Origin of the sequence: Streptomyces sp. NPDC020379, from assembly GCF_044387105.1 — a bacterium.
Lineage (GTDB): Bacteria > Actinomycetota > Actinomycetes > Streptomycetales > Streptomycetaceae > Streptomyces.
On the sequence record NZ_JBIRVR010000038.1, the window covers coordinates 26,568 to 37,705 of the forward strand.

General features: G+C 70.1%; 12 protein-coding genes. 4 read left to right on the top strand and 8 right to left on the bottom strand.

Annotated elements, in window-relative coordinates; genetic code table 11:
- The first annotated feature begins 147 nt into the window (after positions 1-147).
- The 4 genes from ACH427_RS31335 to ACH427_RS31350 all read left to right on the top strand — a co-directional run bounded on the left by ACH427_RS31335 (position 148) and on the right by ACH427_RS31350 (position 4,057).
- Positions 148-429, top strand: a complete 282-nt coding sequence (locus ACH427_RS31335; RefSeq protein ID WP_398875046.1) for a glutaredoxin family protein — start codon at positions 148-150, stop codon at positions 427-429.
- A 79-nt stretch (positions 430-508) separates the two neighbouring features.
- On the top strand, positions 509-1,450 hold the full coding sequence (locus ACH427_RS31340; RefSeq protein WP_398875048.1) for an HAD family hydrolase: 942 nt from the start codon (positions 509-511) through the stop codon (positions 1,448-1,450).
- 420 nt (positions 1,451-1,870) lie between these two features.
- Positions 1,871-2,656 carry an ECF subfamily RNA polymerase sigma factor, BldN family gene (locus ACH427_RS31345; protein WP_116212650.1) on the top strand — a complete coding sequence of 262 codons (786 nt, stop codon included), beginning with the start codon at positions 1,871-1,873 and terminating at the stop codon, positions 2,654-2,656.
- 204 nt (positions 2,657-2,860) lie between these two features.
- Positions 2,861-4,057, top strand: coding sequence for a DUF5667 domain-containing protein (locus tag ACH427_RS31350; protein ID WP_398875051.1), 1,197 nt, complete (start codon positions 2,861-2,863; stop codon positions 4,055-4,057).
- A gap of 171 nt (positions 4,058-4,228) precedes the next feature.
- Here the strand turns inward: ACH427_RS31350 and ACH427_RS31355 are convergent, their stop codons facing one another.
- The 8 genes from ACH427_RS31355 to ACH427_RS31390 form a co-directional block, all read right to left on the bottom strand.
- Positions 4,229-5,254: a lysophospholipid acyltransferase family protein gene (locus ACH427_RS31355; RefSeq protein WP_398875053.1), complete on the bottom strand. Its 1,026-nt coding sequence runs from the start codon at positions 5,252-5,254 to the stop codon at positions 4,229-4,231.
- A gap of 14 nt (positions 5,255-5,268) precedes the next feature.
- Entirely contained in the window at positions 5,269-6,315 is a 1,047-nt protein-coding gene (locus tag ACH427_RS31360; protein WP_398875055.1) for an NAD-dependent epimerase/dehydratase family protein, read from the bottom strand.
- A 197-nt stretch (positions 6,316-6,512) separates the two neighbouring features.
- Positions 6,513-6,611 (bottom strand): 30S ribosomal protein bS22, encoded by a 99-nt coding sequence (locus ACH427_RS31365; RefSeq protein WP_003948845.1) that lies wholly within the window; start codon positions 6,609-6,611, stop codon positions 6,513-6,515.
- A 110-nt stretch (positions 6,612-6,721) separates the two neighbouring features.
- Positions 6,722-6,931 (bottom strand): helix-turn-helix domain-containing protein, encoded by a 210-nt coding sequence (locus ACH427_RS31370; protein ID WP_031145511.1) that lies wholly within the window; start codon positions 6,929-6,931, stop codon positions 6,722-6,724.
- Between the two features lie 128 nt (positions 6,932-7,059).
- A complete protein-coding gene (locus tag ACH427_RS31375) occupies positions 7,060-7,875 on the bottom strand; it encodes a phosphatase (RefSeq protein WP_398875058.1) in 816 nt (271 codons plus the stop codon).
- An 80-nt stretch (positions 7,876-7,955) separates the two neighbouring features.
- Positions 7,956-9,125 (bottom strand): acetoin utilization protein AcuC, encoded by a 1,170-nt coding sequence (locus ACH427_RS31380; RefSeq protein WP_398875060.1) that lies wholly within the window; start codon positions 9,123-9,125, stop codon positions 7,956-7,958.
- Positions 9,076-10,320, bottom strand: a complete 1,245-nt coding sequence (locus tag ACH427_RS31385) for an MFS transporter (RefSeq protein WP_398875062.1) — start codon at positions 10,318-10,320, stop codon at positions 9,076-9,078. Before ACH427_RS31385 ends, ACH427_RS31380 begins: the two co-directional genes overlap by 50 nt.
- A gap of 66 nt (positions 10,321-10,386) precedes the next feature.
- Positions 10,387-11,031 carry an HAD family hydrolase gene (locus tag ACH427_RS31390; RefSeq protein ID WP_398875064.1) on the bottom strand — a complete coding sequence of 215 codons (645 nt, stop codon included), beginning with the start codon at positions 11,029-11,031 and terminating at the stop codon, positions 10,387-10,389.
- Positions 11,032-11,138: the final 107 nt, after the last annotated feature.

The following is an 11,138-nucleotide window of genomic DNA, read 5'->3' on the forward strand; positions in this document are numbered from 1 at the left end:
GCACCGGGGGAACATCGACGGCGACACACGCCCTCACTCCTCATCGCCATACCCCCGGACACCAACAAATCGACACATGATGGTAGTCGACTCAGGCACCCAAATCCGTCCGGCGAGATTCCTCTTCCGCCGGGCACAATGGCCTCCATGAGCCCGCTGCTGCGCCGCAACGCCCGCAAGAACCCCGCCGACAGCACCGTGACGCTGATCGGAAAACCCGGCTGCCACCTGTGCGACGCCGCCGAGGCGGTCATCGCCGAGGTCTGCGCCGAGGTGGGCGCGCGCTGGGAGAAGAAGGACATCAACGAGGACGAGGAGCTGTACCGCAGGTACTGGGAACAGATTCCGGTCGTCCTGGTGGACGGCGCCCAGCACGACTTCTGGCGCGTGGACCCGAACCGCCTGCGGAAGGCCCTGGGCGCGGCCTGAGCCGGGGCCCGGAGCGGTCGAGTCCGCACATCCGGAGGCACGGAGGCGTGACCCCGAACAAACTGGCTATGCTCCGGGCATGGCCGCACTGGGATGGATCACTCCCCGCAAGCGCTCCGCCACCGCACGCAGCGTGCTGGCAGGCGAGGCCGCGGCGGAGGCAGCCCGCAAGACCGCTCAGGAGAACGCCGAGAGCGCGGAGAGCACCGGGAACGCGGAATCCGCCGAGCCGGATTTCCCCGTCGTCGGCGATGCACGGGCAGCCGCCTTCTTCGACCTCGACAACACCGTGATGCAGGGCGCGTCCCTCTTCCACTTCGGCCGCGGCCTCTACAAACGCCACTTCTTTCACAAGCGCGAGCTGGCCCGCTTCGTCTGGCAGCAGATCTACTTCCGCGTCGTCGGCGCGGAGAACCCCGAGCACGTCGAGGACGCCCGCAACAGCGCCCTGTCCATCGTCAAGGGCCACCGCGTCTCCGAGCTGATGTCCATCGGCGAGGAGATCTACGACGAGTACATGGCGGAGCGCATCTGGCCGGGCACCCGCGCGCTCGCCCAGGCCCACCTCGACGCCGGCCAGAAGGTCTGGCTGGTCACGGCCGCGCCCATCGAGGCCGCCACGATCATCGCCCGCAGGCTCGGCCTGACCGGCGCGCTCGGCACGGTCGCCGAGTCGATCGGCGGCGTCTACACCGGCAAGCTGGTCGGCGAGCCGCTGCACGGCCCCGCGAAGGCCGAGGCCGTACGGGCGCTGGCCGCGGCCGAGGGACTCGACCTGGCCCGCTGCGCGGCGTACAGCGACTCCGTGAACGACATCCCGATGCTCTCGATCGTCGGGCACCCCTACGCCGTGAACCCGGACAGCCGCCTGCGCAAGCTGGCCCGGGAGCGCGGCTGGCGCCTGCGCGACTACCGCACGGGCCGCAAGGCGGCCAAGGTCGGCATCCCGGCCGCCGCCGGAGTGGGCGCCCTGGCGGGCGGCGCGGCCGCCGCGATCGCCCTGCACCGCCGCCGGCGCTGACCCCGGCCCGACGGAGGCATCGGCGCCGACGCGTCAACAGCCGGCGCGCGCATCCCGCCACCGGCGTACGTCCCGTTCGGGTGCGCCCGCAACAGCGCGTAACCGTTCGTCACCCTCAGGCAATCCGGTCGTCATACCCTCCCACGGCCCCCGCCAGTCCTTCCGTGACCGGATTGCCACAACACGCAGCCCATTCGGCCACACCGTCGCCAAATCCGGTCAACTTCCTTTCAGCGTTCGATATTTGATCGATCTCGAAGCGGTAAGAGATCGAACGGAAACGGTGATTTGAGCAACTCGGTGTAGCGCTGCCTGTACGAAGCGTTATTCTCCTCAGACGCAAACCGGTACCCCCTTGTCCCTACGACGAGTGAACGGTTCCGTACTGCACGTGATGGAAGCTCTGCCTCTGGGAGTCCCGTGTACCCACACGTCGGGGTTGACGCCTCGGGCCTGGCTACGCTGCGCGCAACGGTCCTCGACCGCCTGCGCGGCTTCGTCCCCACCGCGTACGCCGTCCCCGCCTTCGCCACACCCGTCCCCGCCGGCCCCTGCTACGCCCTCGCCGAGGGCAGCGCGGCGGCGGTGGGCAGACGCGCCCGCCGCGGCGCCGGCGCCGGTACGTCCACCACCACCCGCCGCCCCAGCGCCGACAGCGACAGCGCCCGGATGCTCGACCTGGTCGAGCGTGCCCAGGCCGGCGAGGCCGAGGCTTTCGGCCGGCTCTACGACCAGTACGCCGATACGGTCTACCGCTATATCTACTACCGGGTGGGCGGCCGGGCCACGGCCGAGGACCTCACCAGCGAGACCTTCCTGCGCGCCCTGCGCCGGATCGGCACCTTCACCTGGCAGGGCCGTGACTTCGGCGCCTGGCTGGTGACCATCGCCCGCAATCTGGTGGCCGACCACTTCAAGTCGTCGCGGTTCCGGCTCGAGGTGACCACCGGCGAGATGCTCGACGCCAACGAGGTCGAGCGCAGCCCGGAGGACTCCGTCCTCGAATCCCTCTCCAACGCCGCCCTTCTGGAGGCGGTCCGCAAGCTCAACCCCCAGCAGCAGGAGTGCGTCACCCTCCGCTTCCTCCAGGGCCTCTCGGTCGCCGAGACCGCCCGCGTCATGGGCAAGAACGAGGGTGCCATCAAGACGCTCCAGTACCGCGCCGTCCGCACTCTGGCCCGGCTCCTCCCGGACGACGCGCGCTAACTCTGTGCGTGCGTTCACTCACCAGCGGTCACATCCTCAAGGGCGCGTAACCCGGCCGCCGCGCCAGTCGTTGTGCGGGATGCAGACTCCCTGCGGTCACGTCATGCCCGTATCCCCTCACTCGATCGAGTGGATGCGTTCAGGGCGTGCAACCCTCCCGGTCTTGAGGGGAGTCGACCGTCATGACGAGAGGAGGTGCCGCCTGTGATCGCGAACGTTTCGGCGCACCGGCGGGCGAACGCCTTCGCCCAAGCCCTGGAGGACCAGGAACTCCAGGGCGCGGCGGCCACACAGCCCGGCCCACCGGCGGATGACGCCGAGCAGGGGAAGCTGCTGGCCCTGGCGAGCGAGCTCGGCGGCCTGCCCGCACCCGAGCTCGACCCCGAGATCAAAACCGTGCAGCGGGCACAGCTGATCGCCGCCATGGAGAGCCAGTTCGCCGGAGGATCCGCTGCCGCCGTTCCCGAGCCGCGCGGCAGCAGGACCCGAGGGCGAGGGGCGCACCGGGCGCTGAGCCGGCTGAAGCCACGCTCCCGCTGGACCAAGGGGCTCGCCGCGGGCGGGCTCACGGTGGGCGTGGCCGCGGGTGCCTTCGGCGGTGTCGCGGCGGCGAGTTCCAATGCCCTCCCGGGCGACTCGCTGTACGGCCTGAAGCGCGGCATGGAAGACATCAAGCTCGGTATGGCCGACGGCGATTCCGCCCGCGGCGGCCTCTTCCTGGACCAGGCGTCGACCCGGCTCCACGAGGCGCGCCGCCTGATGGAGCGCGGCCGTTCCGGACCGCTCGACTCCGAGGCCCTGAGCGAGATCCGCAAGACCCTCTTCGGCATGCGCCACGACGTCTCCGAGGGCCACCGGCTGCTGCACGCGGCCTATAAGCGGGACGGCTCCCTCGGCCCGATGGAGCGGCTCGACTCCTTCGCCTCGCTGCACCGCGAGGGCTGGAGCCAGCTCCGCGAGAAGCTGCCCTCCCAACTGGCCGACGTGAGCAATCAGGTCAGCTCGGTCTTCGCGGCCATAGACAGTGACGTCGGCCCGCTGCGTTCCCTGCTGCCCACCCCCACGGGCAAGCACGCGGCGCCCAGGGCCGGCACCCCCCGGCACGGCTCCGACAGCGGGACGAACAGCCGCCCCGCGACGCCCCCGTCGTCCGCGTCGACCACCGACGGCAAGCACAGCGGCGGCGGTCAGACGCGCTCGGCGGACCCGGGCGCGCACCAGGAGCACGAGGGCCTCCTCGGGGGCACGGGTCTCCTCCAGCCCCCGCAGACCCCTGGCGCGTCCGGCCCGGCGCACACGGGCAAGGACGGCAAGGCGACCAAGCAGCCGGACATCACCATCCCGCCGCTCCTCCCGGACATCCTCCCGGGCCTCGGCATCCGCAACGAACCGGAGAAATAGGGCCGTAGCAGCAGCCCTGGCGGCCGGTGTTCCTCACCTCGGACCGAGCTCATACGTCGGAGAGTTCGGGAGAACACCGGCCGCCGTCATCTCCGGAGCGCCCTTTCGGGGCGCTGCCGGAAGACGCGCTGCCAGAAGACACGCTGTCATAAGAACAGAACGCGATGCAGATCAGAAGAACACCGAACGCCGCTGCACGAGCTGCTTGTAGAGCGTGTGCTGAATCGTTTCTCGCACCTGATCGGTCAGGTTGAACATCAGCATCGGGTCGTCCGCGGCCTCCGGTGGATAGCCGTCCGTCGGGATCGGCTCGCCGAACTGGATCGTCCACTTCGTCGGCAGCGGCACCAGACCCAGCGGGCCCAGCCAGGGCCAGGTCGGCGTCAGCGGGAAGTAGGGGAGGCCCAGCAGCCGCGCCACCGTCTTGGCGTTGCCGACCATCGGGAAGATCTCCTCGGCGCCCACGATCGAGCACGGCACGATCGGCGCCCCGGCACGCAGTGCCGTGGAGACGAAGCCGCCCCGGCCGAAGCGCTGGAGCTTGTAGCGCTCGGAGAAGGGCTTCCCGATCCCCTTGAACCCCTCCGGCATCACCCCGACCACCTCGCCCCGCTCCAGCAGCTTCTCCGCGTCCTCCACACAGGCGAGCGTGTGCCCGAGCTTCCGGGAGATCTCGTTGATGACCGGCAGCGCGAAGACCAGATCGGCGGCGAGCATCCGGATGTGCCGCCCGGCCGGGTGGTGGTCGTGCAGCGCGACCTGGAGCATCAGCCCGTCGACCGGCAGCGTGCCCGAGTGGTTGGCGACGACCAGCGCCGCGCCCTTGTCGGGGATGTTCTCGAGCCCCTTCACCTCCACCCGGAAGTACTTCTCGTAGAACGGGCGGAGCGCGGACATCACCACCTGGTCGGCGAGCTCCTGGTCGTAGCCGAAGTCGTCCACCTCGTACTCACCGGTGATGCGCCGCCGCAGGAAGCTCAGCCCGTGCGCGAGCTTGCGGTCCCAGCCGCCGCCGTCCTGCTCCCGCGCCCGCTGCGGCTCCGCGGCCTCCGCGGCCGTGGCCGGGTCCTCGTCACGCTGCTGCGGTACGGGCGCGAGCGGCGCCTGCGTCCGGCTCGCCCGGGACCGGCCCACTCGCTGGCCCTTCCGCTTGGCCCGCGGTTCCTCGCCGAACGGGATGACCTTCGCGTCCGCCATGGTGGGTGCGCTCCTCAGTTCTGGCCGCGGCCGGCAGGCAGGGCCGCGGCGATCCGGTCGACGGTACGGGCGAGGGTGTCGGGCGGCAGCAGTCCGGGGCCACGGCTGCTCGCGTAGTCCGCGAAGGCCCCGGCGGTCGTGTACCGGGGTTCGAAGCCCAGTCTCTCGCGCATCTCCGTGGTCCCGACGACGCGCCCGTGGGTGAGCAGCCGGATCTGCTCCGGGGAGAAGTCCGTCATGCCCACCGAGCGGAGCGCGGAGCCGACCCAGGTGACGGTCGGCAGGAAGAAGGGGAGGGTGGGGCGCCCGAGGCGCCTGGCGGCCTGGGAGAGCAGCAGCACGCCGTCACCCGCGATGTTGAAGGTGCCGCTGTTGAAGGTGCCCCTGCGGGGCTCCCCCGCGGCGATCCGCAGCACCTCGAGCACGTCCTTCTCGTGGACGAACTGGAGCCGGGGGTCGAAGCCGAGCACGGTCGGCAGGACGGGCAGGGAGAAGTATTCCGCGAGCGGCGAATCGGCGTGCGGCCCGAGGATGTTCGCGAAGCGCAGGACGCACACGGCCACGTCGGGGCGGCGGCGGGCGAAGGCCCGGACGTATCCCTCGACCTCGACCACGTCCTTGGCGAAGCCGCCGCTGGGCAAGGACTTGGGCGGGGTGGTCTCGGTGAAGATCGCGGGGTCGCGTGGCGCGGAACCGTAGACATTCGTGCTGGACTTGACCACGAGCCGCTTCACGGAGGGCGTCTTCTGGCAGGCACCGAGCAGCTGCATGGTGCCGATGACGTTGGTCTCCTTGACCGTGGCCCGGCTGCCGCGCTTGCCCAGCGGAGTGCCGGTCACGTCCATGTGGACGACGGTGTCGACGGCCTGTTCGGCCAGAACCCTGGCGATCGCGGGATGGCGGATGTCCGCCCGTACGAAATCGGCCCCGCCGAGACCGCGCTCGGGGGCCACGGCGTCCACCCCGATGACCCGCTCCACATCGGGCTCGCGCAGGAGGCGGCGGACGAACCGGCCCCCCAGCTGCCGTGCGACTCCGGTGACGAGCACGACCTTGCCCAAGATCAGCGCCTTCCTTCCCGCCCCTTGCCAGTGGTGCTGTCGCGGCCACCGTAGCGGGTCGTCGTTGCGCTGTGGTGACCAGCCGATGCGCGGAGCTACATTTCAAGCCGTAGCGAAAGCTTTACTCACCGCAACGCACCGCAGCCCTCCCACCGCTGAGCGGTGGAAGGGCTGCGGGACGAACACAGCGGCGCTGCTTACTTCTTGTTGCGACGCTGAACGCGCGTGCGCTTGAGAAGCTTGCGGTGCTTCTTCTTGGCCATCCGCTTGCGCCGCTTCTTGATAACAGAGCCCACGACTACCCTCGCTTACATCGATTCACTCGGTGCGGGGCGTCCGAGCCCACACGACCTACATCGGGCCAGCCTACCCGGCACCGGGCGAACAACGTAATCCGAGGTCCCCGTCAGGCTGTTTCCACCCCCACGTAGGACTCCCGGAGGTACTCGTGCACCGCTTGCTCTGGGACCCGGAACGACCTTCCCACCCGGATCGCCGGCAGATGACCACTGTGCACCAAGCGGTACACGGTCATCTTGGACACTCGCATCACCGAGGCGACTTCCGCCACGGTCAGGAACACGACCTCGTTGAGAGGCCTCTCGCCAGCAGCCATGACACACCTGAACCTTCCGCACATGACGCGCACCGGCTTCCCCTCCGGTGACTCCTCGTCGCTGCGCGCTCACTCCCCAGGTTAGGGGCGGGTGATGCGAGTGGGGAAGAGGAGCAGCCATCGGCCGCCTACTGTGACAGACACGCTCGATTGAGTACATAGCGAGTAAGCGGTCGGTAGTAATCAGACCGCACAGTGTCATCAAGCGGAACGGCGACGGACACCCGCCCCTCCGCCTCTGCGACAAACGGCGCGGGGTCGTCCGAGTCCGCCAGCCCGATGGCCTCAATACCCAGCTGACCTGCCCCGCAGACCCAGCCGTGGTCCCCGACGACCAGCGTCGGCAGCGGTTCCCCTGCGTCCATCGCCGAAGCCAGCGCCACCCGAAGCGGCAGCGGGGAATGCGTATGCGCGCCCGGCTCACTCGCGCCCCTCCGTGCGCCGGGTTCACGCACCAGCGCGACTCCTTCAACGTAGTCAAGGTTGTAAGTACGTACCCCGAACCGGGTCGTTATGTCGACACTTCGACCCTGCGCCGGGGTGAGGACACTGCACCCCGCCGCCGAGAGACCTGCGGCCAACCCGGCGTAGAAGCCCAGGAGTCGATGGGGATGACCGGTACCGAACAGCACCGGAGCACCGCTCGCGGCCGCCGCCGCGAGCCGGTCCGCGAAGGCATCGAGTGCCGCGATCGTGCGGTCGGGGTCGATCACATCCTGACCTGACGCGTGATCAGGATCGGCCGAAACTCCACACCTTCGACCCATCAGCTGTAACAAATCACTCAGGAGCCAGTCCCGTTCGGGCTCCAGCCCGATCAGTGCCCGCGGGTCCCGGGCCACGAACATGCGATACCGGCCCAGACTGCGCTCCCGCGTCGTGGCCACCGTCCCGGCCAGCCGGGCGGCCAGCAGATGCGCACGCAAGGTGCGAGCACTCAACACACCCCGATGCTGCCGCACCACGGGGGACGGCGCGCCCTTTCGGACCGGGATCCCACACTTGGCGTAACCGGGCGGCCGGCCTACGGCAGCAGCCCGTGGGCCGGGAAGACCGCCCGGCGCGTGGCCAGGATCGCCTGGTCCACCCGGTCCGCGGGATCGTAGCCGGAGTCGAAGTCCCGCCATCCCGGCACCACCCCGTCCGTCATCCGCAGCGGCCCCAACTGCCGCGTGCGCCGGAACACTTCCGCGCGCCACTCCTCCGGCACGGCGGAGGCCGGCTCCACCGGATGCCCCGCCGCGATGCCCACCAGGTGCGTCCATGTCCGCGGCACCACGTCCACCACGGCATAGCCCCCGCCGCCCAGGGCCACCCACCGGCCGGCCGTGTGCGTGTGCGCCAGCGCGTGGCACGCCTCGGCCACCTCGCGCTGCGCGTCCAGCGAGACCGCGAGATGGGCGAGCGGATCCTCGAAGTGGGTGTCCGCCCCGTGCTGCGTCACCAGCACCTGCGGCCGGAAGGCCGCGACGAGCTGCGGCACGACCGCGTGGAAGGCCCGCAGCCACCCCGCGTCCCCCGTCCCGGCCGGCAGCGCCACGTTCACCGCGCCGCCTTCCGCCGCCGCGGCCCCCGTCTCCCCGGGCCAGCCCGTCTGCGGGAAGAGCGTGCGGGGATCCTCGTGCAGCGAGATCGTCAGCACCCGCGGGTCCTCCCAGAACGCCGCCTGCACCCCGTCGCCGTGGTGCACGTCCACGTCCGCGTACACGACCCGCTCGGCCCCCAGCTCCAGCAGCCGGGCCACGGCGAGGGCCGCGTCGTTGTACACGCAGAAGCCCGCGGCCGCCCCCGGCATCGCGTGGTGCAGGCCACCGGCGAAGTTCACGGCGTGCAGCGCCTCCCCGCGCCACACCGCCTCGGCCGCGGCCACCGACTGCCCCGCGATCAGCGCCGACGCCTCGTGCATCCCCGCGAACGCCGGGTCGTCCGCCGTGCCCAGCCCGTACGAGCCGTCGGCCGCCGCCGGATCGGCCGAGGCCGCCCGCACGGCCGCGATGTAGTCCTCGCGGTGCACCAGCCGCAGCGTCGACTCCCCCGCCGCGGGGGCCGCGGTGACCTGGAGCTCGCGGTCGAGCCCGTACGCCTCCACCAGCCGCATCGTCAGTGCGAGCCGCACCGGATCCATCGGGTGCCCGGGACCGAAGTCATAGCCCGTTACCGCCTCGTCCCACATCAGCTGTGCTCGGCCGCTCATGCCCGCCACCGTAGCGGGCACCCGACAGGCCGAACGAAGGGGCGTACCGGTAAGTAGCAAGCACCAGAGTCATCGGTACGACCATGGCCCACCGATAGCTCCACAATTCCCCGAGCGCGCCCACGAGGGGTGAACCCACCAGAAATCCCACATAATTGAAGATATTCAGCCGGGCGACGGCCGCATCGGACGCCCCGGCCCCCAGCCTTTCCTCCGCGTTCCTCCCGGCCGCGGCGAACGTCTGCGGAACGATCACGCTCAGCCCCAGCCCCAGCACGGTGAATCCGGCGGTGCCGGCCCACGCCCCGGGCGCCACCGCCACCACCCCGAATCCGCACCCCGCGAGCAGCGTCCCCGCCCGCACCACCCGCACCGGCCCGAAACGCCGCACCCCCAGGTCCCCGACCGCCCGCCCCAGCAGGGTCGTCGCCATATAGGCGTTGTACGGGACGGTGGAGACCTGATCGGAACTGTGCAGGACCTCCTGGAGGTATTTGGCACTCCAATTGGAGACGGTGGAGTCCCCTATATAAGCGAACGCCATCACCAGACACAGCGGCAGCAGAAAGCGCATGCCGCGCTCGCCGGGACCGCTTCCGGGCCCGTCCGTTCGCCCTTCGCGCGGACCGCCCCGGTCGGCGTACCAGCCACTCGCTACGAGGGCCACCGGCACGGCCACCGTGACCACCGGCGCATAGATCGCGACAAGTGGAATTCCCTCGTGCGCACCTACCCAGGCGAGCGACGCCCCGACAATGCCACCGAGGCTGTACGCGGCGTGAAAGCCGAGCATGATGCTGCGCCCGTAAGCGTGCTGGAGGCTCACCCCGAGCATGTTCATCGAGGCGTCCAGCCCGCCGACCGCCAGCCCGAACACACCGAGGGCGACGGCCACTTGCCACAATTCATGCCCCGAACCGGCCCCGAGCAGGGCGAGGCCGACAACGGGCTGCACCCACCGGAGCACGGCCCCGGGCCGCACTCTCGCCACCAGGCGCTCGGTGGCGATGCTGCCGACTCCGGCGAGAACCGGAACGGCCGCGAGGAAGACGGGCAGCAGCCCGTCGGATATTCCGTACCGGGTCTGGATCGCCGGTATTCGGGTCACCAGGAGAGCGAACACCGCGCCCTGGATGAAGAAACTGACCGCCAGGGAGAGCCGACCGTGTCTCAGCCGCGAGCGCGCATCCGTCATGGCCGATGAGGGTACGGCGCGGCACTACCCCTGGGTAGCTCGCTCACACGATTCGCCGGCGCGGATTCACGCGAGAAGCTGCGGCAGCTCCGAAAGGCTGTCGAACCGCCCGGTCGCCCCGGTCAGCCGGTCCCTCGGTGTCAGGGAGGTCAGCGCGTAGACATCCATTCCCGCGGCCGTCGCGGCCTGGATGCCCCGCGGACTGTCCTCGATCACCACGCACCGCCCCGGTTCCACGCCCATGGAACGGGCCGCGTGGAGAAAGAGGTCCGGCGCCGGCTTTCCCTTGCCGACGTCGTCCGTGCTGAAGATCCACTCGTCCTCGAACCACTCGTCCAGCCCAGTGCGCCGGTGCGCCACACGAATACGCTCGTGCGAACCGGACGACGCGACGCAGTACGACACGCCCTCGGCCACCAGCTGCTCCAGCAGCTCCACCGCACCCTTTATCGGCTGGAGCTCCCGGTCGAACGCCTCGAAGGTGCGCGCGTGCAGCGTGTCGTCGAATTCGGCCGGCAGCTGCTGCCCGGTCCGCTCCAGGATGAGGTCGTGGACGCGGTGAACAGCGGCGCCCATGTAGTCGCGGAGGGAGTCCTCGTAACTGGTGGTGTGACCCAGCTCGGTGAGGTACGCGGCCAGGATCCGGTTCGCGATCGGCTCGCTGTCGACGAGTACGCCGTCGTTGTCGAAGATGACGAGGTCATAGCGCATGACGTCACCTTAAACGCAAAAATGCCTCAGGCCCCGGGTCTATGACCCAGGGCCTGAGGCTAAAATTTGTTCGGCGGCGTCCTACTCTCCCACACGGTCCCCCATGC